General features: G+C 57.6%; 17 protein-coding genes. 8 read left to right on the top strand and 9 right to left on the bottom strand.

The window, feature by feature from the left end; translation table 11 throughout:
• Window positions 1-29 precede the first annotated feature (29 nt).
• The 3 genes from ACNKH6_RS01440 to ACNKH6_RS01430 form a co-directional block, all read right to left on the bottom strand.
• The gene (locus ACNKH6_RS01440) at window positions 30-719 is read right to left on the bottom strand and encodes a hypothetical protein (RefSeq protein WP_417913768.1); all 690 of its coding nucleotides are present in this window, start codon (window positions 717-719) and stop codon (window positions 30-32) included.
• 20 nt (window positions 720-739) lie between these two features.
• Window positions 740-2,821, bottom strand: a complete 2,082-nt coding sequence (fusA, locus tag ACNKH6_RS01435) for an elongation factor G (protein WP_417913767.1) — start codon at window positions 2,819-2,821, stop codon at window positions 740-742.
• Window positions 2,822-3,292: 471 nt separating this feature from the next.
• Window positions 3,293-3,487 carry a hypothetical protein gene (locus ACNKH6_RS01430; protein ID WP_417913766.1) on the bottom strand — a complete coding sequence of 65 codons (195 nt, stop codon included), beginning with the start codon at window positions 3,485-3,487 and terminating at the stop codon, window positions 3,293-3,295.
• Between the two features lie 128 nt (window positions 3,488-3,615).
• Here ACNKH6_RS01430 and ACNKH6_RS01425 point away from each other — a divergent pair, with 128 nt between their 5' ends.
• Window positions 3,616-4,047 carry a hypothetical protein gene (locus ACNKH6_RS01425; RefSeq protein ID WP_417913765.1) on the top strand — a complete coding sequence of 144 codons (432 nt, stop codon included), beginning with the start codon at window positions 3,616-3,618 and terminating at the stop codon, window positions 4,045-4,047.
• Window positions 4,048-4,150: 103 nt separating this feature from the next.
• Here ACNKH6_RS01425 and sbcB read toward each other — a convergent pair whose 3' ends face one another.
• From sbcB to ACNKH6_RS01395, 6 genes are all read right to left on the bottom strand, one after another.
• The gene (gene sbcB, locus ACNKH6_RS01420) at window positions 4,151-5,566 is read right to left on the bottom strand and encodes an exodeoxyribonuclease I (protein WP_417913764.1); all 1,416 of its coding nucleotides are present in this window, start codon (window positions 5,564-5,566) and stop codon (window positions 4,151-4,153) included.
• Window positions 5,567-5,861: 295 nt separating this feature from the next.
• Window positions 5,862-7,793 carry an aconitate hydratase gene (locus tag ACNKH6_RS01415; RefSeq protein ID WP_417913763.1) on the bottom strand — a complete coding sequence of 644 codons (1,932 nt, stop codon included), beginning with the start codon at window positions 7,791-7,793 and terminating at the stop codon, window positions 5,862-5,864.
• A gap of 88 nt (window positions 7,794-7,881) precedes the next feature.
• On the bottom strand, window positions 7,882-8,511 hold the full coding sequence (locus ACNKH6_RS01410) for a hypothetical protein (RefSeq protein ID WP_417913762.1): 630 nt from the start codon (window positions 8,509-8,511) through the stop codon (window positions 7,882-7,884).
• Window positions 8,508-10,034: an AAA family ATPase gene (locus ACNKH6_RS01405; protein ID WP_417913761.1), complete on the bottom strand. Its 1,527-nt coding sequence runs from the start codon at window positions 10,032-10,034 to the stop codon at window positions 8,508-8,510. The genes ACNKH6_RS01410 and ACNKH6_RS01405 overlap by 4 nt, the downstream gene beginning before the upstream one ends.
• Window positions 10,035-10,302: 268 nt before the next feature.
• Window positions 10,303-14,580 (bottom strand): acyl-CoA dehydratase activase, encoded by a 4,278-nt coding sequence (locus tag ACNKH6_RS01400; protein WP_417913760.1) that lies wholly within the window; start codon window positions 14,578-14,580, stop codon window positions 10,303-10,305.
• Window positions 14,581-14,801: 221 nt separating this feature from the next.
• The gene (locus ACNKH6_RS01395; protein ID WP_417913759.1) at window positions 14,802-15,305 is read right to left on the bottom strand and encodes a c-type cytochrome; all 504 of its coding nucleotides are present in this window, start codon (window positions 15,303-15,305) and stop codon (window positions 14,802-14,804) included.
• 512 nt (window positions 15,306-15,817) lie between these two features.
• Here ACNKH6_RS01395 and ACNKH6_RS01390 point away from each other — a divergent pair.
• The 7 genes from ACNKH6_RS01390 to ACNKH6_RS01360 all read left to right on the top strand — a co-directional run bounded on the left by ACNKH6_RS01390 (window position 15,818) and on the right by ACNKH6_RS01360 (window position 22,756).
• Complete coding sequence (locus tag ACNKH6_RS01390; RefSeq protein WP_417913758.1) at window positions 15,818-16,960, top strand: porin; 1,143 nt, start codon at window positions 15,818-15,820, stop codon at window positions 16,958-16,960.
• A gap of 176 nt (window positions 16,961-17,136) precedes the next feature.
• Entirely contained in the window at window positions 17,137-18,291 is a 1,155-nt protein-coding gene (locus tag ACNKH6_RS01385) for a porin (protein WP_417913757.1), read from the top strand.
• Window positions 18,292-18,371: 80 nt separating this feature from the next.
• Complete coding sequence (locus ACNKH6_RS01380) at window positions 18,372-19,079, top strand: response regulator (RefSeq protein ID WP_417913756.1); 708 nt, start codon at window positions 18,372-18,374, stop codon at window positions 19,077-19,079.
• Window positions 19,072-19,233 carry a hypothetical protein gene (locus ACNKH6_RS01375; protein ID WP_417913755.1) on the top strand — a complete coding sequence of 54 codons (162 nt, stop codon included), beginning with the start codon at window positions 19,072-19,074 and terminating at the stop codon, window positions 19,231-19,233. The genes ACNKH6_RS01380 and ACNKH6_RS01375 overlap by 8 nt, the downstream gene beginning before the upstream one ends.
• A gap of 118 nt (window positions 19,234-19,351) precedes the next feature.
• Window positions 19,352-20,548, top strand: coding sequence for an argininosuccinate synthase (locus ACNKH6_RS01370; RefSeq protein WP_417913754.1), 1,197 nt, complete (start codon window positions 19,352-19,354; stop codon window positions 20,546-20,548).
• Window positions 20,549-20,552: 4 nt separating this feature from the next.
• Window positions 20,553-21,968: an argininosuccinate lyase gene (gene argH, locus ACNKH6_RS01365; protein ID WP_417913753.1), complete on the top strand. Its 1,416-nt coding sequence runs from the start codon at window positions 20,553-20,555 to the stop codon at window positions 21,966-21,968.
• A complete protein-coding gene (locus ACNKH6_RS01360; protein WP_417913752.1) occupies window positions 21,965-22,756 on the top strand; it encodes a hypothetical protein in 792 nt (263 codons plus the stop codon). The genes argH and ACNKH6_RS01360 overlap by 4 nt, the downstream gene beginning before the upstream one ends.
• Window positions 22,757-22,763 lie beyond the last annotated feature (7 nt).

Genomic DNA, 22,763 nt, shown 5'->3' with positions numbered 1-22,763 from the left:
CCTTCGCCGACGGAACAGATTTGGCTCGGTTATGCCTGCTTGACCATCATGGTGGCAGGATCAAGGCAGAGGTGGCTGCTCTCCGCCGCCTTGCTGCCCTTGTCGCGGAGGATTTGCAGCGCGACATGATCCTGCTCCGGCTTGAGCAGGATGACGTTCTCAAAAAGATCGTCCAGCTCATGACAGGGCGCGGGCACGCCGGACGGCGAAACGCGGGCATCGTCGCGGTGGCTGGTGGCGGAGAACCAGGTTTGCAGCTTCAGCTCCGCCATCAGCGCCCGGATGCCTTGCAGCTTGGCGTGATCCGTGGCGGCGAAATCAAAGCCGTCAATCACCACGCAGTCCGGCGTGAAGATGTTCTGCTGGATCAGATCGTGCAGCCGCTCCTCCAGCCGCTCGCGGTCAAAGGCGCCGACCTTGAAGGTCATGATCATCCGGTGCTGCCGGACCAGGTCAATCAGCTCGTGCGGCCTGGCCACCGGGCATTCATGCAGCACCGCCTGCAGCATGTCGTCGTACCAGAGCTTGGTCTTGTCCAAGCTCTCGCCGATGCTGATGTGCAGCACCCGGTTGCCGCGCAGGATGGAGTCCAGCGCGATCTGCACCAGCAGGGCCGTCTTGCCCAGGCCGGTGCGGGCCATGATCAGGCCCATCTTTCTGTCGTTGCCCAGCTTCAGCGCCCGCAGGGGGTTCTGCTTGACTAACGGTTCATATCCCATGATGCACCTCTTCTTGGTTGTCAGTTCTTCTTGGAGGCCTCAAAGTCCTTGATCAGCTGCTCGGCCACGCCCTTCGGCACCTGCCGGTAGGCGGCGAACTCCATCGTGAACTCGGCCTTGCCCTGAGTGAGCGAGCGGAGGACGGTGGAGTAGCCGAACATCTCGGACAGCGGCATCTCCGCCTCAACCACGGTGTAGTTCGCTTCCTCCGTGGTGCCGATGATCATGCCGCGCCGCTGGTTGAGGCTGCCCATGATCGAGCCTTGGAATTCGGACGGCCCTTCCACAGCCACCTTCATGATCGGCTCCATGATCACCGCGCCGGCCTTGCGGTAGGCCTCTTTGAACGCGCCTTTCGCCGCCTGCTGGAAGGCCATGTCCGAGGAGTCAACCGTGTGGTAGCTGCCGTCGTTGATCACCATGCGCACGCCGTTGATCGGCGCGCCGATGAGCAGGCCCTTGTCCATCGAAGCCTGGAAACCCTTGTCGCACGAAGGGATGAACTCGCGGGGAATCGAGCCGCCGACGATCTCGTCCACAAACTCGTAGTTGCCCTCTTCCAGCGGCTCCATGTAGCCTGCCACCCGTCCGAACTGGCCGGAGCCGCCGGTCTGCTTCTTGTGGGTGTAGTCGAAGTCCGCCCGCTGAGTGATGGCCTCGCGATAGGCGACGCGCGGCGCGCCGACTTCCACTTCCGCCTTGTACTCGCGCTTCATCCGCTCGATGTACACATCCAAGTGCAGCTCGCCCATGCCGGAGATGATGGTCTCGCCGGTCTCATGATCGACAAAGGATTTGAAGGTCGGGTCTTCCTTGCAGAAGCGGTTCAATGCCTTGGAGATGTTGTCCTGGGCCTTGGTGTCCTTCGGCTTGATCGCCAAAGAAATAACCGGAGCCGGAATATGCATCGAGGTCATGGACCAGTTGATGTCGCCGCCGCAGAAGGTGTCGCCGGAGGCGCACTCTACGCCGAAGAGGGCGATGATGTCGCCGGAACCAGCCTCGTCGATCTCCTCCATCTCGTTGGCGTGCATCCGCACTAAACGGCCCACTTTGACCTTTTTGCCGGTGCGGGTGTTGACGATGAAGTCGCCTTTCTTGATCTCGCCCTGATAGGTGCGGACATAGGTGAGCTGGCCGTAGCGTCCGTCCTCCAGCTTGAAGGCCAGTGCTACCAGCGGATCAGCCGGGTTGTTGCTGACTTTGACCTCAGCCTCGTTGTTGTCAAGGTCAAGGGCGATGTTCTCCACCTCAGTCGGGCTGGGCAGATACATGTTCACGCCGTCAAGCAGCTCCTGCACGCCCTTGTTCTTGTAGGCGGAACCCATCATCACCGGAGCCAATTGCAGAGACAGGGTGCCCTTGCGGATCGCGTCGTGGATCAGCTGCACGGGAATGTCGCCCTCTTCCAGCATGGCTTCCATCAGCTCGTCGGAGAACATGGACACCGCATCCAGCAGCTCCTCACGCTTGGCCTTGGCCTGATCGAGCAGATGAGCCGGGATTTCGGCGCGGCGGATGTCACGGCCCTGCTCGCCCTCAAAATACACCGCCTCCATCGTCACCAAGTCCACCACGCCGTCGAGATCGTTCTCAAGGCCGATGGGAATCTGGAGCATCACCGCGTTCAGATTCAGCTTCTCGCGCAGCTGGCGGACAACGCGCTCCGGGTTCGCGCCGGTGCGATCGCACTTGTTGATGAAAGCGATGCGCGGGACGTTGTAGCGGGTCATCTGCCGGTCAACCGTGATCGACTGCGACTGCACGCCGCCCACTGAGCAGAGGACAAGAATTGCGCCGTCCAGCACGCGCAGGGCGCGCTCCACCTCAACCGTGAAATCCACGTGGCCGGGGGTGTCAATGATGTTGATGCTGGTGTCCTTCCACGAGCAGTAGGTGGCGGCGGACTGAATGGTGATGCCGCGCTCCCGCTCCAGCTCCATCGAGTCCATGGTCGCGCCCACGCCGTCCTTGCCGCGCACCTCGTGGATGGCGTGGATGCGCTGGGTGTAGAAAAGGATGCGCTCGGTGAGCGTGGTCTTGCCCGAATCGATATGGGCACTGATGCCGATGTTCCGCACGAACTTCAAATCTTTGTTCATCTCTGGTTCCTCTGCCTCCTGACCGCTGCCCGGCCTGCCCTGGACGGAACGCAGCCGTCTGACTGCAAACGTCAGTTGAAAAATAAAAAAGGAGTCACAGTATCCCCTGCAACCCCTTGACACGTTTCCTCATGCCATGCTGCCGGGCCGACAGCAGCAGCAGACAACAACAACCCTGCGACGCAGGGTTAGACAGCACCTGCTTGGAAAAAATACGTTTATATACACTGAATCGGACGGCCATGCAAGCCAAAACCAGCACGGGCGGGCCAGGAAAATGCAGCGGGCTGGGAATGGGGCGGCAGGTGGGCGTTAGAGTGTTTCAGCTTTTCGTTACGCCGCGCCTGATGGCACATTGCCGATTATCAGCGCAGCAGGTAGGGGCGAAAAATTTTTCACCCCTGCATCAAGCAGATGCTTGCATGACTTTTTCCTGTTCGTTAAATCCTTCGACAGCCTCACGACACCCAGTCAACCAGCCGCTGGATCAGCTCTGGCTGCTGCGCTGCCGCTGATCAGCTCTTCGAGAATTTGCTTGTACCGGGCCAGCGTCAGCGCGTTGCCAAACTGGCCTTCGAGCAGGCGGGCCTCGCAGAAATGCCGCCACCGCTCCTGTTCTTTCGCATCCAGAGACTCCGGCCAATTGCGCGCCCGCCAGCGGAACAAAATTTCAGATTAGAAATTTTTAATGCAAAATATACAATTTTTGCTTGACAGCAATATATGGGGGGGGGGTAAATTTAATCCTTAAAAAATCTTTTTTTATTCATCAACAGAATAAAGTGGAGGTTATCATGAAATGGTCTTTTGCAGTCATCAGTTTAGCTTGCTTGCTGATTCCAAGATATGCGACAGCCAAAGGATATAGCGATCAAGTAAAGGCGCAGCTTGCTTTAGTCAAGCTTGCTGGAAGCACCGCTGACTTCGAAGAAACCCATAATGACAAGTTCGATAATATGAGAGACGGAGAAGAGGACTCGTTCAGTTTTACACTAAGAAAAGGTATGCAATATAAAATAGTCTCAGCTTGCGATGAAGATTGCTCAGATCTTGATCTGGCAATGTACGACGACAATGATGAAAAAGTTAGTGATGACTTAAAAGATGACAGCCTTCCTGTTGTCAGTGTGACCCCAAGAAGGACTGGAAAATTCACGCTTAAAGTGAAAATGGTTTCATGCAAATCGAATCCTTGCTATTACGGAATAAGCATTCTTGGCAAATGAATTCAGGCGGAATTTGACTTGGGCATGTCATGAATATGCGCCTACCCAAATGGATAGGCATATCCATAAGTTGCCTTGGTCAAATTCTGATTTTTGGACAGCCTCACGACACCCAGTCAACCAGCCGCTGGATCAGCTCTGGCTGCTGCTCTGCCGCGCCGCCGCTGATCAGCTCTTCGAGAATCTGCTTGTACCGGGCCAGCGTCAGCGCGTTGCCGAACTGGCCTTCGAGCAGGCGGGCCTCGCAGAAATGCCGCCACCGCTCCTGTTCTTTCGCATCCAGAGACTCCGGCCAATTGCGCGCCCGCCAGCGGAAATAGAGCGTCCGCAGGCGTTCATCGGCAAAGGGCGGCGGCTGCGCCGTAAGCTGGTCTGCGCTTTTATGCAGCAGTTCATCGCACAAGCGGCGGTCTGCGTCAGCAATCAGCCCGTCATATAAGGCTGCGTCCGCGTCCGGTGCCTGCGTGTCAGGCCGCTTTTTGCTGTACAGCAGTGCCAGCCGCTGCAGCAGCGTTTTGTCCGCCAAAAGCTGCTGCCGATGCTGCTGCGCCTGCCGCCAGTCAATCTGCCACTTCGCGGCCAATTCGGGCGTGAGCGTGCTCACCGGGGCGACAATCGGCGATTTGTTAACATGCACCCCTTTCAAGGCCAGCCGCTCGAAGCCTTCCTCCTGCTCCTCGCTGCGGGCGTAGAGGTTCGCCTCCATTTCCTCCGGGGTCATAGCCAGCAAAAGCTGCGGCGGCTGGCGCAGATCATACACAATGATCTCGCTTTTGTTGCGCGGATGCTGGAGCAGCGGAATCACCGGCGCGATGCAGCCCTTGACCGCCGGATACATCCCGCTGATATGCAGGACTATTTCCCGCTCCTTCAGGTTGAGGAGCTTGGCAGCTTCGTTTTTTTGCCGGAGATTGAAGCAGTACTCGTACAAACGCGGCTTCTGCCGTTTGAGCAGGCGGGCGAGTTCGAGCGTGGCCCGGACATCGCTTAAAGCCTCGTGGGGATCATGGGGAATGCCGTTGGCGGCTGCCAGCAGCTCGAGCCGGAAGCTGGCAGCACCATCCTGCATTGGCCAGTTGAAGTCCTCCGGGCGGAGGGCATAGGCGGTGCGAAGCAAATCAATGATATCCCAGCGCGAGCAGCCGTTCTGCCATTCGCGGGCGTAGGGATCAATAAAATTGCGGTAGAAGCCAAAGCGGGTCACTTCGTCATCAAAGCGGAGGCTGTTGTAGCCGGTGCCGCAAGTGCCGGGCCGGGCCAATTCCGCGTGGACACGGCGAAAGAATTCGGCCTCATTCAGTCCTTTTTTACTGACCTCCTGCGGGGTGATGCCGGTCAGCAGCACGGCGCGTGGATCCGGGAGCGTGTCACTTGCCAAGCGGCACCATAACACAAGCGGTTCAGCCAGTTCCTCCAGCTCAAGATTCGTGCGCAGGCAAGCAAACTGGGCAGGCCGGTCATTGCGCGGATCAAGGCCCCATGTCTCGTAATCGTGCCACAGCAGGGTGCATTCGGTCATTTGCTTCTCTTGCGTGCAACGTTATTTTTTATAAAAAAACCAAGGTGTGACCTGCAAGATACTAAATCACTCATATAGTGAGGCATCATCTTTATCCGAAAGCGCATCGCATCAGCATTCAGTGTGATTAAATAAATATTTTCTTTTTATCTGGACTTACGGCATTAAAAAACTATTTTGCAGGCCCAACTTGGGTAAACAGACAACCGCAGGAACAGGCAGGGGAGACCTGCCCCCTGCGATTGTCTGAAATACGGTTTTAAAGGCTTTGCTTTGCGCGGCACACTGCCCAAAATCACCGCGCCCAGTTGAGCAACCCACCCGCAGCAATAATCTCCCGGTGGCGGGCGGACAGCTCGCAGCAAGCCTGCACAGCTCTGCCGCCGATTTCCACAGTCAGCGTCTCCGCGCCGGAGAGCACCGCCTGGCGCAATCCTTTGATGACGATCTCCGCGCCTTGCTCGATGCGGTCGTAGTCCGCCGGATCAGCAAAGGTCAGCGGCAGAATGCCGAAGTTGATCAGGTTGGCCTTATGGATGCGGGCGAAGCTCTTGACCAACTTCACCTCAACGCCGAGATAGCGCGGGGCCAAGGCGGCGTGCTCACGGCTGGAGCCTTGGCCGTAGTTGTCGCCGCCGATCACCGCGCCAGCAAAGCCCTCAGCCATCGTGGCCTGCATGTCGCGGGCAAAGCTCTCGGTGATCTGTGAGAAGACGTATTCGCTGATCGCCGGGATGTTGCTGCGCAGCGGCAGGATTTTCGCGCCCGCAGGCATGATGTGGTCAGTGGTGATGTTGTCAGCCAGCTTGAGCGCGACCTTGCCCTTCCATGTCTCCGGCAGCGGCGCGAAGGTGGGGAAGGGCGCGATGTTCGGCCCGCGCACGATCTCCACCTTCGCGCTCTCATCCGGCGGCAGAGGCCGCTCAATGCGCTCGTCGCCGGGCAGATAGCGTTCCGGCAGGGTGAAGGCGGGATATTCGCCCAGATCACGCGGATCGGTGATCACACCTTTGATGGCTGAGGCCGCCGCCACTTCCGGGCTGCACAGATAGACCAGATCGCCCTTGTTGCCGGAACGTCCGGGGAAGTTGCGCGAGAAGGTGCGCAGGGAGATCATGTTGCTGGGCGGTGCTTGACCCATGCCGATGCAGCCCAAGCAGCCGGACTGATGGATGCGTGCTCCGGCTTGCAGCAGAGGCAGTATGCCGCCCTGCGCGGTGAGATTCTCCAAGGCCTGACGGCTGCCGGGATTGATCTCAAAACTGACATCAGGATGCGCCGAGCGGCCTGCCATGATCTTCGAGACCGCAGTCAGGTCGCGCAGCGAGGAGTTGGTGCAGGATCCGACCAGCACCTGCGCCACCGGGCGGCCCGCCACTTCACGCACTTTGACCACGTTATCCGGCGAGGAGGGGCAGGCGATCATTGGTTCCAAGGTGGAAAGATCAATCTCCAGCACCTTGTCGTATTCAGCGTCCGCGTCCGCGCTCAATTCGCGCCACTGATCTTCCCTGCCCTGCGCGGCAAAGTATTTGCGCGTCTGCTCGTCCGACGGGAAGACTGAAGTTGTCGCGCCCAGCTCCGCGCCAAAGTTGGTGATCGTCGCCCGGTCAGTGAGGCTCAGTTCGGCCACGCCCGGCCCGAAGTATTCCATAATATAACCAACGCCGCCCTTGACTGTGAGCTGGCGCAGCACCTCCAAGAGCACATCGCGCGCCGCCACCCAAGGCCGCAGTTTGCCAGTCAGTTTAATGCCATAAATCTTCGGCATGATCATATAGAAGGGTTTGCCCGCCATGGCCATTGCCACATCCAAGCCGCCCGCGCCAATGGCCAGCATTCCCAAGCCGCCGCCGGTCGGGGTGTGCGAGTCCGAGCCAAGCAGGGTCTTGCCCGGAATGCCGAAGCGTTCCAGATGCACCTGATGGCAGATGCCGTTGCCGGGCGGCGAGTAGTGCAGGCCGAACTTGCGGGCTGCGCCTTGCAGGAAAATGTGGTCGTCAGCGTTCTTGAAGTCAGATTGCAGCATGTTGTGATCCACGTAGCTGACCGACAGCTCGGTCTGCACGCGGGGAATGCCGATGGCCTCGAACTCCAAGTAAGCCATAGTGCCGGTTGCGTCCTGGGTCAGGGTCTGATCAATGCGGATGCCGATCTCGGCTCCCTTCCTCATCTCGCCCTCGACCAAGTGGGCGGCGATGATTTTTTCTGCGACGGTTTGTCCCATAGCGTCTATCTCCTCGAAACAGAGTGGAAAAGGCTGAAACTCGTTCAGCGCGGGTTTGCTGCGCCCATTGCAATTGATTGGTCAGAAACTATAATTTCCATTTTTGTCCCTTTGCTGTTGCAACAAGCTCCTCCTCAAAATGACTGAACGCTGTTAGCTGCCGCAATGGTTCAAAACTGTCAATCAGCTCGGCGACACGAATTGCAAACCCGCTGATATCAGTTCTTCTTCTGCGGCTGGTTTGCCCGCTTGCCAACAGCAGCAGTTGATGAAGAACTTGTTTTGGATCAGGCAGATTTTCAACACTGGTCATCTTTGGCAATGCCAGCGGCTGCCTGCCATTGGGATTGCCCGCAGCCTGCCGGATTGCTTGTTCATCATGCAGCAGCCATGCTTCTGTCATTCTCACTGGCACCACGCAGACTATCGGCGGATGATCAAGTTCGTTCAAAGCGTTTTTGATCTCCTTGATCCGCTCTGTCCATGCCGCCTTTTCAGCATCTCTGTGAACAAACAACACATCGCAGGGATAAAGTTCAATGCTGCACCTGATGCGGTCGGCCAATTGTTTAGGTTTTGCTGGAAGCCTGGATAAGTCCGCCCATTCACGCTGAATGGCGAACGCAGGACAATGCTGACGTAAAAGCCATGAAATGATCGGCAGCAATGCCCTGTCCGAGCTGCCGTCTGTCAGGAGCGTGCAACGTATCTCTTTCATTTTTGAACGAGACCTGGCAACATAAGCTGCATCCTGTCAATGACCCTGCGTCCGGCTGAGGAAGGCTCGTTTTTTTGAGCGGCTTCTTCCTCCCTGCTTTCAATCGGATTGAGGTAAGAAAGAAGTTTCCCTTTAGAAATTATTCTTGGCTTCTCTTCTGATTTAGACCGCCAAGTTTTATCCAAACAACTTAATGACAGTCCTTTCCCTCGCCTTCCTTCCCTGTCTACATATTCTCTGGATTCGGCCACAAGGAGGCTGTGATCCGGTATTTGCGCCACAACTGCCGGAGAATGCGTATTAATGATGACTTGATTCAAAGGATTGTCTGCGCCCAACTCCTTGTCCGTGTCGGTTGCAATATTTTGCAGCAGACGCAGCATCGCCGGAATGCGTTCAGGATGAATACCGTTCTCAGGCTCCTCCAAGCAAAGCAGCCCCTTCTCCTCTCTGTCCATGCCGAGTATTGACAGAGCCAAGAAGCGCAGGGTGCCATCCGACAAAGAGCGGGCCGGATGTGCAGTGCCGTCTCGGTCAACCACCTCCAAAGTCAGCAGATCGCGTTTTTCGTCACGATCCACCTGCACTTTCTGCACATCATTAATCAGCTCTGAAAGCTGGTTCGCCAATTCCGCATAAACTTGACTTGCTGTATTTTCATCCGCGTTTTTTTCGATCTCTCCAGCCAGCCGATGCAAGGTCGCAGGCAGATGGGCACCGTCAGCCCCCAGCCGCCTCGGTGCGGTGATTTCATCCGGCTTGCGGAGAGCCGACGGTTCAAGCTGGAGCAGCCGCCACGCCTGCATTTCTCTTCTGACCAGCAAGGCGGTTGGGCTTTCCACAGCATTGGTTGCCGAAGAAAGCACTGTCCGAGGCAGAGTGGCGGCGCGAAAGGAACGCCCGCTGCCACGCGACCAGTTTTCTTTCTTTCCGCCACCTTTATCCTGATGCATCTGAATCATTTTGTCGGCACTGCTGGCCGTGTCTTTGGGCATGGTTGAGATGAAAGCACCGCCTGAACGCCGCCCCTTAACCGCAGATTTTCTCCACGTTCCTGCTTTATGCTCAAAGAGGAAATTTCTGTTCGCCTCACCAATTTTCATTGGCTCAAGTGTTTCATGAAAAAGCTCAATTCTTCCTTGAGAATGCTCGCTATTCTCTTTCCGATAGGCAAGAACAAGTTTATATCTAAGCGACGTTATGCTGGCCATAGCTGTTTGGCCGTAATCATCTGTCCCTTCAGACGGGATAATCATTTCAACTTCAAACGACATAGTGTCGATGTATCTGTCACCATTTCTATGAAAAAGATGGCGCACGTCCGCAGTCCGACCGCCTTCGCCACGAACATACATGGCTGCCTCAATAAATGTTTTTTCAGCAAGAGCACTCAGGAAAGTGATGGCATCAAAAAGGTTTGACTTGCCGACACCGTTTGCGCCCGCAATGCAGGTGAAAGGACCGAAGCGCACATCAAGTTCAACAATGTTTTTAAAGCCTGATATTTTCATCCGAGTGATCATGTTCTCACCTCTGGCGGGCTTGTCTAAAATTTGACCTTAAAAATCGTGCGAAACAGATTGCTGACACCCTCGCTTTCAACGATATGCGCGGCGATGATTTTTTCTGCGACGGTTTGTCCCATGATTCTGTCTCCTTGCAACAAGAAAAAGCTGAAGCGCGTTCAGCGCGGATTGGCTGCGCCCATTAAACCTGATCAGGCAGAAAAAAGCCCCGAAAAAATCGGGGCTGGTCAGATGAGGGAAGGTCAGCCTCTATGCAACTGTGTAATCAGCAGTGCGTTGACCCGCAGGCCAGCATCTGCTCGTTCAGCCGCTGGGCTTGCAGGCAGAAGGCCTCCATTCGCGCCTCGATCAGCTGCGGGAAGGGGTTGCCGTCGGTCTCAATGGCCAGGAAAGGCAGCTTGCGTTCCTTAGTCAGAATAGTCTGCCACGCCACGCTGTTGTGGAGCTGAATTTTCTTCTCGGCAGTGGTGAATTTTTCACTCAGCACCGCCTCCGCCACCCGCGAGGGCATGCAGCCGAACGGCCCGATGGAGATCACGCCACAGGAGGGATGCAGAATCTCGTGCAGGGCCGCGCCGACAGTGAGGATGGTTTCCACTGTGAACTGCCGGGAAACGAACGGCTCGCCCGCCTCAATCACCGGCTCAATCGGCGCAGGCGTGCCGTCATAGAAGAAGAGGCCGGACGGCGCGAGCCGCTTGCGGATGGCCTGATCAAAGTACTTCTTAATCTGCCGCCGGATGGCGAAGCCCGGTGTCGCCTCGCCTTCGATGCCTTCGCCGATCAGCCAGTCCACGTACTTCATCCACTCGCCGATGGAGGCGGTGCGGGCGACAAAACCCCGGTCCGCCAGCCGCTCGATCAGATTTTGCAGGGAAATTGGATCGTGGCGGACGTATATCTCGCCGAGCAGGGAAATCTTCGGCATCTGCGCGTAAGGAATCTTCAGCTCAATCCGGCGCAGGCGGGCTGCACTGCGGGTGAGCTGATCGGCCAGCACCGGCCAGCGGCGGTGGACAACTTCCTGAATGGCTCGATATTCCTCGTGAAAAATCCGCAGGCCCTGCTCCCGGTCTTTCGCACCAGCCAGCACCGCAGGCCACATCTCATCAAAGAGGTCGCCGATGATCACCGCCCGCCACGCCGCCCGCAGGAAGCTGTCGCTGAGGTTGCAGTAGCCGTTCATCGCCGTGGGGGTGAACATCGCCACATCCGGGATGCGCTGCTGTTCCACCACCCGCTTGGTGTACACGTGGTACTGACCGAAACGGCAGGGGCCTTCCGCGCTGGCCATGTAATAAACCAGCACCTCGCCGGGCTTGCGCTGCTTGACACGGTTGAGCAGCGCACCGAGCGTGGTTTGCAGCGGCAGGCATTCCTTGCAGGAGGCGTTGCCCCGGCCCAGCTTGAGGACTTCCTCATCCGCAGGCGGCATGACTTCAGCCTTGATGCCCACTCTGGCAAATGAGGCGGCCAGCAGCGGGGTGGCGTAGCGGCTCATGGCCGGGACTAAGAGCCGCACCCGTGCATCTGTCAGGGGCAGCCAGCCGCCGTCCGAAGTCCGCACGCCAGTCACGCCGTTGCTGTCCTCAATTTCCGCCAGCCGGAATGCGCTGCCGCCAGCGCGCAGCGTCTGGCTCTTCTTCTGAATCTCCCGGTAATAGCGGATGATATCCAAGAAGGCTTCGATCCTGGTTTCCAAGCCAGCATCAGCGGTGTGGCTGTCCAGCTCCAAGGTCAGCGAGGGCTTGCGGCCCATGATGCTGCGGAAATAGCTGACAATGAAGGAGTCCGGCCCGCAGGAAAAGTTGGTGATGTAGGCCCCGTAAAGCTGCGGGTGCTTCTCAACAAAACGTGCGCCCTTGAGGATGATCTGGCCCATCACCCAGTACATGTTGGCGTCGTCGGCCAGCTTCTCCTCCCAGTAGGGCAGCATGTCAAAGGGAATGATCAGGATGCCCCGGCTGGCGAACTTGGCCGGAATGCCCTTGTTGGCCGCGCTGGCAAAACTGTTGTAAGGCCGGCCAAAGACCACCACGCCGAACTTGTCCGGGTTCTGTTCAAGATCAGCAAGAGCCTGCCTGCCCATTTCGCGGATATCTTTGGTGAAGGCATCTTGAGCGGCAATGGCGGCCTGCAACGCAGCATCCGCCTTGGCCGCATCCATGCCAAACTGCTTGGCCAGCTCTCGGACAGCAGCCCGGTCAGCGGTGTAGCCTTTGGCAAAATCCAGCACCTGATAAATGACCTTTTTGTTCCTTTCCAGCTCTGGGAACGCGGTGCGCAGGTAGTACGGCTCGCCCTGCACGAGCACGCAGGTGCAGGAAGTCTTGTCCTTCTCGCCCAGATCAAAACCTTTGAGCTGGGGCATGAAGATGTAATCCGGCTTCTCGGCAATCAGGGCGGCGGCGTAGTTGTGGGCGATCTCCACCGGATAGCAGAAGGAGGAACCCTGCTGGTCCGCTCCTCTGGGGTCTTGGGCCGCAGGCAGGGTCAGACGGTAGCCCAGCGCGGCGAAGAAGGCGTTGAAGAAAGGGAAATAGGTGTTGAGCAGGAAGGAGCGGTTCATGCCCACAGTCGGGCGTTTGTCCTCTGCGCTGGCCGGGGCGAGGTCGCGGAAGACGCGCCGCTCGCGCCGGATGACTAAATCGTAGTCGCCAGCCTCCACCTTGCGGTTGTGAATCAGGTTGTCGTAGCGGTTGCAGATGCCGCCAAAGGGATAGACCTTGCCCTTGATTTTGATGCGGGCAATCTCGCAGCCCCGGTCGCAGTCCTTGCCGCCGCCGCACTTGAACGGCTCGCCATATTCCACATCGCGGCTGATCAGCTCCTGCAAGTCGTACTGCTCGGATTGAAGCAGGCCCTGCTCCATCCGCCGCTCGACCTCCAAAGCCACGCCAAAGGCACCCATCAGGCCCGCTTCAGAAGGAACGACAACTTGTTTTCCTGTCAGTCCAGCCAAGGCCGCAGGCACCGCCTTGTTGTAGCAGACTCCGCCTTGAACAAAGACCTTTTTGCCAACCGGCCTGCTGCCTTTGACCCGGTTGTTGTAGTTCATGCCGATGGAGTAGACCAGCCCGGCGACGATGTCTTCCAGCGGCACGTTCTCCTGCACCGAACGCTTGATGTCCGAGCCGATGAAGGCCGCGCACTGGTCGCTGAAGTTGGGCGGGGCTGTGGCGCGAAGGGCGGTGTCGCCGATGTCCGTCACTTTGATGCCAAGGCTTTCCTTGGCCGCTTCCTCCAAAAAGGAGCCGGTGCCTGCGCTGCACGCCTCGTTCATGGCGTAGTCGCTGGGCACACCGTTGGTGATGTAGGTGTATTTCGCGTCCTGGCCGCCGATTTCAAAGATGGTGTCCACTTCAGGATCAAAATGCACCGCCGCAGTGGCATGAGCGACGATCTCGTTGATCACGCCGTCAGTCAGGGCGTGCAGTCCGGCAATCTGGCGGCCAGAGCCAGTCACGCCCAAGCCCTCAATCACCACCGGCACCTTGACCTGCTCTGCCAAGGCCCGATAAACATTCTTTGACGCGCCGATGGGGTCGCCGTTAGTGCGCAGATATTCAGCAGCAACAATCGCCTTGTCGCTGCGCCGCATGAGCACGCCTTTGGTGGTCGTTGAGCCGACATCAAGGCCGAGAATAACCTTGTCCCCAGCCGCAGCAATGCCGCGCTCCTGGTGCTTGTAATCCACCAGCTTCTGGCATTCGGAGAGCGGCGGCAGGGTTGCCAGTCCGGCCCGGTGTTCCGAGAAGATGCTGTCCAAGGAGACAAAAGGCTTGCACTGGTGGTCAAAGGCCCAGAGCGCCGCGCCGACCGCCTCAAAGACAGCGGCCTGCTCCGGGATGCGCAGACTGGGCAGCTCCTCGCTCAAATAGTGGGTCATGGCCTTGTTGCCTGCGCAGCCGCCCACCAGCACTGCTGAGTCCTTGGGCAGCTTCTTCAGCAGCTCCAGCACCTTGCCGGACATCATCTTGGACAGGCCCGCCACCACCTGATCTTTGGCCACGCCCTTGTTGAGGGCATGGGTGCAGTCGCTCTTGCAGAAGACCGAGCAGCGGCCCGACACCTTGTGCGGCTTCTCCGGCAAATCCATCATCGCCACTTCGTCGAGGGTGATGGACATCCGGCCCAGCTGCTGGAGGAAGAATTCGCCGGTGCCGGAAGCGCATTTGCTGCCGGTGTGGATTTCGCTGACCTTGCCGTCCTCATCCAGAGAATAGACGATGGTGGTCTCGCCGCCTGCGCTGATCACCACCCGGCAGGACTGATCGTGCAGGAGAAAGGCGGCGGCCAGCTCCACAGCCTCCGGCTCGGCAATGCCGGAGAAGTTGAGCATGTTGCGGAACTTCCGCCCGGTCACGGCAATCTTGAAGTCGTGCAGATGATCAATCTGGCCGAGCAGCTCGCGCAGCGTCCGGCGCGGGTTGCCATCATGAGCTTGGGAGCGGGAAAAGAGGATGTGGGTGCCTGAGGCGTTTTTTTCCAGTCCCGCCAGGGAGATGCTGGATGCCCCGGCGCAGATGCCGAGCGATTTCATAAGAGCACTGAGGTTCGGTTGATCTGCCGCGAGGCGGCTGCGCCGCTGCGGAAAAGTAGAAGGAGGCGCGGAGGGCGGTCCTGTCCCTTATGACAGGAAAACATGTTCCGCCTGAACAGGCAAGAGATTTCTTTATGCGGCGGAGGCGGACGGAAGGGACGGACAGAAAGGATCAGGGGCACAGCGCATCGTGCCCCTGCGGCGCACATCAGATGGAAAAATTACTTCTTCTCAGCAGCAGGCTTCTCTTCAGCTTTCTCTTTCGCCGGAGCAGTCTTTTCCTTGGGAGTGTGAGCTGTTTTCTCCTTAGCGTGAGCAGGCTTCGCCTTATGGGTCTCAGCAGCTTTTGCCTTTTCTTTAGCCTCGGCAGGTTTTGCCTCAGGTTTCGCCTCAGCAGCAGGAGCCGCTTCCTCTTTAGCCAAAGAGAGCATCCATGTGGCGATGGCCTTGGCATCAGCCTCGCTTACAGCGGGCTGCGGCGGCATCATGGAGTTCTCGCCCCATGCGTTCTTGCTGCCGTTCTTGAGCACGCCTTCAATCTTCTTCGCGCCTTCAGCGTCCTTCTTGTACTTGGCGGCCACCTCTTTGAAGGCTGGCCCCATCGCCTTTTCCTCCACCTTATGGCAGATCATGCAGTTGTTCTTCTTGACCAGTTCCTCACTGGCGAAAGCGGTGCCGGAAACCAGCAAAGCTGCGGCGGCGAAACCAATTACTGCGCACTTCATGATACATCCTCCGTACTGCAACATGGGTTGAAGAGTGATTACGATGCAAGCCTGCGCCGAGCTGACAGCAGTCCGGCGCAGGTTCAGAAGATATGATACCACACCGCCGGTCTTTTTCGTAGCGCTTGTCAAAGAAAAAAGCAGCGCAGCAATTTTTTCGTTCCCCTTCACCGGGCTTCGCCAACATTGCTTTTGACAAGCCGCTGACATCGTTCTGCAACTTTTTGATTTAAAAAGTAAATGCCAGGCCTTGCCGAAAAACGTTCAACGATTGACACTTCTTGGAATATTTTTTTGCAAGATACCTTTTTTCATCTTGTCCGAAACAATGCCGTCCGTTCCGGTCTGATCAAATTTGTACAGACTCCTAACATTTTCTGAATGTTCCCGATGTATTTTCTCTGAAAGACGGCGGTTCCCTGTCCGGCAAGGCAACCAGCGCAAACTCCGGCGTTGTGCTGCGGCAGGGAATTGCTTCTGTTCTACGCGATTACTATTTCAGGGAGAGAGAGATGAAGAAACTGTATGTCACCGGCATTGCCGGAACTGCATTGTTTGCCGCCTGCACTGGCGCGTCCGCTTTGGAAGTCAAATCCGGCAACGACAAGGTGCAGGTCAAGCTTTACGGCCACTTAGCCAGAGCGGTGCTGCTGGCTGATGATGGCAAGGAGAGCAAGGTCTTTCATGTGGACAACACCAATTCGGAAAGCCGGATTGGATTGGACGGCAAACTTGAGGTGTCTGAGACCATCAATGTCGGCAGCAATTTTGAGCTGCAATGGCAGTCGAATCCATCTGACAAAGTGTCTATGGAAGAGGAGAGCATCTCCGGCAAATTTGAGGAGCGGCTGCTGGATATTTACGCGGACTCAAAGTCGTATGGCACGTTTTCCTTAGGCCGGGGCAAAATGTCCTCCGAGGATAGTGCTGAAGTTGATCTCTCCGGCACCGATCTGGCAGGCAATGTCGGCGTGGCCGATGTCGGCGGCGGTTTCAAATTCAACGGCCCAGCCTCGCTTGGCCCGACAACGGACAAGGACGGCAAGGTGGTGGACAAGCGGCTGTCTGTGAGCAATGTTTTTGACCAGATGGACGGCCTGAGCCGGAGAAACCGCGTCCGCTACGACACGCCCAAGTTTGCCGGTTTCGGGCTTGGCCTTTCCGCCGGAGAAAAAGACATGGCTGATGCCACGCTGACCTATTCCGGCCAGTTCAGCGGCACCAAGGTGCAGGGCGCGCTGGCATTTGTCAATCCCGGCAGCGGCAAAGACTACAGCCAGATTGACGGCTCGCTGTCTGTGCTGTTTGATCTCGGCCTCAATCTCACCCTCGCTTCCGGCAGCCGCGACCTGAACAAAATGCCTGTCGGCGGCGACGACCCGGTCATGACCTACGGAAAAATTGGCTGGAAGTGTGAGAATCTGCTGCCGTATGGCTCCACTGCGTTCTCGTTTGATTATGGCGTGTATGAGAACGTCAAACATCAGGACAAGGGAGAGGAAGGCACCGCCTTTGGTGTGCAGCTCGTGCAGAAACTCTCTGATTACGGCACCGAGCTGTACGCCGCCTGGCGCAGCTATGAGCTGGAGGATACAACCGGCGCATCCTACGAAGACATTTCCATGCTTATGGCTGGGGCGCGGATTAAATTCTGAGTGCTGTTCCGGCGCGGGATGCTGCTGCGAAGGCAGGCGCAGGGCATCCGTGCGCCATTTCACCGTCTTTGCGGCGGCCAGCTCCTGTTTTTTCTCGCAAAAGCAGGGGCGGCGAGGTATTATGCGGCAGGGCACGTATGCGCATCGCAACTCATTTCCGCAAGAGGGGAGAAATCATGAGTACCAATCTGCCGTCAGCAGGCGCACTGAGCCTGACCGCCGCCGCAGTTCTGCTTGCCGCCGCCAGCGCGTCTGCGCTGGAGATCAAATCCGGCACTGACAAAGTGAATGTCGAGCTGTATGGCCAGCTCAACCGGGCTGTCATGTATGCCGACGACGGCAAAGACAGCAAGTTTTTTCATGTGGATAACGATAATTCCAGCAGCAGAGTTGGCCTGAACGGCAAAATAGATGCAACCGAGTCGTTGACCATCGGCAGCAATTTTGAGCTGGAATGGCAGGCAAATCCATCGAATCTGGTTTCGATGGAGCAAGAAACCATTTCCGGCGAGTTTGAGGAACGGCTGCTGGATATTTATTTTGCCTGCAAAAAAACCGGCAAATTTTCCATCGGCAAAGGGAAAATGGCCTCTGAGGACAGTTCTGAAGTTGATCTGTCCGGCACATCGCTGGCTGGTCTGTCCGATGTCGCCAAAGTCGGCGGAGGAATAAAATTCAATGGCCCGGCCTCACTTGATCCAACTGTGGACAAGGACGGCAAAATTGTGGACAATCGGCTTTCTGTCGGCAGCGTCTTCAACAATATGGACGGACTGGCGAAGAAAAACCGAGTACGGTATGACACGCCCAAATTTGGTGGATTTTCGTTGGCCGCTGCGGCAGGCGAAAAGAGCATGAATGACGCTGCCCTGCTTTATGCTGGCGACCTTGCCGGAACTAAGGTGGAAGGCGCACTGGCATGGGGCGATTTTGGTGATGACAAGCCGTACAGCCAAATCAACGGCTCGCTCTCTGTTCTTTTCCCGATGGGGCTGAACCTGACCTTCGCATCTGGTTCCCGCGACTTGGATAAAATGCCTGCTGGCGGTGATGATCCCAAGTTTATGTACGGCAAGGTTGGATACATCTGCAACAATATCTTCTCTGTTGGCTCCACGGCGATTTCTGCGGACTACAGTGTGGATGAGAACATCAAACGGCAGAATAAGGACGAGAAGGGCACGGCATACGGTGTTCAGTTCGTGCAGAAACTGTCTGCATACAGCACTGAGCTGTTTGCAGCGTACAAGAACTATCAGCTTGAAGACAACACCAACGTAGACTATGACGACATCGTCGTAGTCATGAGCGGTGCGCGTTTCAAGTTCTGATTTACCCGCCTTCATGCTGAAGATGCTCCTCGGCATCTTCAGCATCCTGCCTTGCCCGTCCGTTTCTTCAATCTTATCTCATGGCGAAAGAAAAAATTCTGCTGGTTGAGGATGCAGAGGATATTCTTGAATTAGTCCGCTACAATCTGACCAAGGAAGGTTTTCAGGTGCGCTGCGCCATGTCCGGCGAAGAAGCGTTGAACGCTGTCCGCCAGACTGATTTTGACCTGCTCCTGCTGGATTTGATGCTGCCTGGTTTGGACGGGCTGGGAATTTGCCGCAGGCTGCGGCGTGATGCGGCCACAGCCCAGCTTCCGATCATCATGCTGACAGCCAAAGGCGAGGAGACCGACATTGTGGTCGGCTTGGAGCTGGGCGCGGACGACTACATCACCAAACCCTTCAGCCCGCGTGTGCTGACCGCCCGCATTCGGGCTGCCCTGCGGCGGAGGGGACAGAGCAGCGATGCGGAGGAGCAGGCGGATATTGTCACCGTCGGCGAGCTGCGGATTGACCGCTCCCGCCATGAAGTTTCGGTCAAGGGCGAGCTGGTGCGCCTGACCGCCACAGAGTTCGGCATTCTCCTCTGTCTGACCAAACGGCCCGGCTGGGTCTTCAGCCGCTATCAGATCGTCGAGGCAGTGCGCGGTGAGGATTGGAATGTCACGGACCGGGCGGTGGACGTGCAGATTGTCGGCTTGCGCAAGAAGCTCGGCAGCTTGGGTAGTTGCATTGAAACCGTGCGCGGGGTCGGCTACCGCTTTAAAGCGCAGGAAGAGCTTGTTTAACAAGAGAAATTTTGCTGCTTCATTTCATATTCGCCGGATTGAGCCGTTCGGCATTCTTCGTTTTTTCTTGACAGAATCCGCCCTGCTGTCTAATCTGCTCCACAGAGTCCGCAAGCTCACCGTCAATCCTCCTTCGCTTGCGATGATCATCTGAAATTCTTGCATTTCCCATGCGCCGCCGCTGCTGGCATGGTAAGATTGAGCATCTTAGCTGACAGTGCCGAACCGGCCATGCTGCATTCCTCTTCGGATTACTTTATTAAAACAAGATTATGAACGTAAACAAAATCGTGCTCGCCTATTCCGGCGGCTTGGACACCTCAGTTATTCTCAAATGGCTGGCAGAGGAGTACGGCTGCCCGATCATCGCTTATTCAGCGGACGTAGGCCAGCAGGAAGACTGGGACGCAGTGCGCAAAAAAGGCATGGCCACCGGCGCGGAAAAGGTGATCGTCTCTGACCTGCGCGAAGAGTTCGCGCGTGACTACATCTTCCCGGCCTTCCGCGCCAATGCCATCTATGAAGGCTCCTATTTGCTTGGCACTTCGCTGGCCCGTCCGCTGATCGCCAAAGAGCAGGTGCGCATTGCGCAAGAGGAAGGCGCGGACGCGGTCAGTCATGGCGCAACCGGCAAGGGCAATGATCAGGTGCGCTTCGAGCTGACCTATCTCGCCCTCAATCCGAAGCTGAAGATTATCGCCCCGTGGCGTATTTGGACGCTGAACTCCCGCACCAAGCTGATGGAGTTCGCTGAGAAGCACGGCATCCCTGTTCCCACCACCAAAAAGAGTCCGTACAGCTCGGACGAGAACCTCCTGCACATCAGCTTTGAAGGCGGCATCCTTGAAGACCCGTGGAACGAGCCGGAAGAATCCATGTTCAAGCTCTCCGTTTCCCCGGAAAATGCCCCTGACCGTCCCACCTATATCGAGATGGATTTTGAGCAGGGCAATCCGGTGTCTATTGACGGCGAGCGGCTTTCTCCAGCAGCCTTGCTGGCCAAGCTCAACCAGCTGGGCGGCGCGAGCGGCATAGGCCGTCTGGACATGGTGGAAAACCGTTTCGTGGGCATCAAGTCACGCGGCGTGTACGAGACTCCTGGCGGCACCATTCTTCGCGCCGCTCATCGTGACCTTGAGACCATCACCTTGGATCGCGAGGTGCTGCGTCTGCGTGACAGCCTCGTGCCCGAATACTCCAAGCTGATCTACAATGGATTCTGGTTCTCGCCGGAGATGAAGCTGCTGCAAGGCGTGATGGATGCAAGCCAGGCCACGGTCAACGGCACGGTGCGGCTGAAGCTCTACAAAGGGAACTGCATTCCGGTCGGGCGCAAGTCGGCCAATTCGCTCTATTCCGAGGCGCATGCCACCTTTGAGGCGGATCAGGTCTATAATCAGGCTGATGCGGGCGGCTTCATCCGGCTCAATTCCATGCGCCTTCAGATACAGGCCCTGAACCGGAAATAACACGATGGCTGATCAGACACATTGCCCGCAGCAGCAATGCTCCGGCAAGCTCTGGGGCGGGCGTTTTGCCGCGCAGACCGCCGCCTCAGTGGAAAGTTTCACCGAATCAATCAGCTATGACTGGCGGCTTTACCGGCATGACATCATGGGTTCCAAGGCCCATGCCAAGATGCTGGCCAAGCAGGGGCTGATCAGCGGCGATGAGCGTGATGCGATCATCGCGGGCCTGAGCGAAATCGAGCAGGATATTCAGGCAGGCCGCTTCCAGTTCCGCGTGGAGCTGGAAGATATTCACATGAATATCGAGAAGGCCCTGACTGAACGGATCGGCGCGGCAGGCGAGAAGCTGCACACCGCCCGCAGCCGCAACGATCAGGTGGCCTTGGATATCCGCCTTTACCTGCGTGATGAAGCGGCGGAGCTGGACAAGCTGCTTGCCGATGTGCAGCGGGCCTTTGTCCGGCAGGCGCGGGCCAATCTTGACGTGATCATGCCGGGCTACACCCACATGCAGCGGGCGCAGCCGGTCTTGCTGGCGCATCATCTTTTAGCTTATGTCGAGATGTTCGGCAGGGACCGCGAGCGGCTGGCTGACTGCTGCAAGCGGCTGAACCTGCTGCCGCTCGGCGCGGCGGCTTTGGCGGGAACCGGCCTGCCGATAGATCGGGAATTTGTCGCTCAAGAACTGGGCTTTCCGGCTGTCACGGCCAATTCAATGGACACCACCGCTGACCGCGACTTTGCCTTGGAATTCCTCTTCTGCCTGAGCGTGACGCAGCTGCATCTCAGCAGGATGGCGGAAGAATTCGTCCTCTGGTCTTCAAAGGAGTTCGGCTTCATCAGCATCGGCGACCAGTACTGCACCGGCTCCTCGATCATGCCGCAGAAGAAGAACCCGGACATCCCTGAGCTGATCCGGGGCAAGAGCGGCCGGGTTGCAGGTGCGCTGGTCTCCTTGCTGATGACCATGAAGGGCCTGCCCATGACCTACAACCGGGACATGCAGGAGGATAAAGAGCAGCTCTTTGACGCGCTGGACACCGTCAAGGCCAGCCTGAGCATCACTGCCGAACTGCTGGCGCACAGCCGCTTCAACGGCGGGCGGATGCAAGAGGCCACGCACGGCGGCTTCATGACCGCAACAGACCTGGCTGATTACTTGGTGAAGAAGAACCTGCCCTTCCGGCAGGCGCACCGGGTGGTCGGCGAGATCGTCGCCCTCTGCCAAGAGCGCGATATTGAGCTGACTGAGCTGGGTCTGGCCGAACTGCGCCAGTTCTCAGAGCGGATTGATGATGATGTGTTTGCAGTCCTTTCCGTGGAAGGCTCGGTCAACAGCCGGGTCTCCACAGGCGGCACCGCCGGGGTCAGAGTTGCCGAAGCCCTTGCGCGTGCGGAACAACAACTGGGGATAGCATGATGAAACTGCCTTTGCTGCTGCGAATTTCTGTTTTGTCCGGCCTGCTGCTCGGCGGCTGCGGCTACAAGACCCTGCCGGTGGCCCCGTCGGCCATGATTCCCCGGCCTGTGACCAATCTCAGCCACGAGCTGACCGGCAACGGCGCGGTGCTCCGCTGGACGTTCCCAGACCGCACTGTGAGCGGCGAAAAGCTGGCTGAAATAGACAGCTTCCAGCTCTACCGGGCGGAAGTGCCTGCGGATGCCTACTGCGAGAGCTGCCCGGTGCCTTTCGGCGCGCCTGTCAGCGTGGCGGGCGGCAGCCTGCCGAACAAGGGCAGCAGGCAGGGCAGTTACGAGGAAAGCCCGCTGCGGCCCGGCTATATCTACTTCTTCAAGCTGCGCAGCCGCAGTAGCTGGCTGTCCGAATCAGAAGACTCCAACCTGATCTCCTTCCGCTGGGAGAAGCCCTCCGCCGCGCCGAAGCACAATGCAGCGGTAAGCCCTGCGGCTCCAGCAGACCGGACTCCGCCACAGGTGCCAAGCAATGTCACGGCGGCCCGCACTGCGTTGGCAGTCAAAATTTTCTGGGATGCGGGCGCGGACAAGGACTTGGCCGGGCATAAAATCTATCGCCGTATCGGCGAAGGACAGCCGGAGCTGCTCGGCGAGGTCAAAGTGCCGTACAACCTGTTTGAGGACAAGAATCCCCCGCCGAAAGGCGCAAAAGTCTTCTATTCGGTCAACAGCTTTGACCAGAGCAGCCCGCCCAACGAAAGCAAGCCGTCTGCTGAGGCCAGCCTGAGGTAAGTTCCGC

It is taken from the genome of Candidatus Electronema sp. JM (genome assembly GCF_048287415.1).
In the GTDB taxonomy this organism is placed as follows: domain Bacteria; phylum Desulfobacterota; class Desulfobulbia; order Desulfobulbales; family Desulfobulbaceae; genus Electronema.
This window is presented reverse-complemented; position numbering and strand designations above follow the sequence as displayed.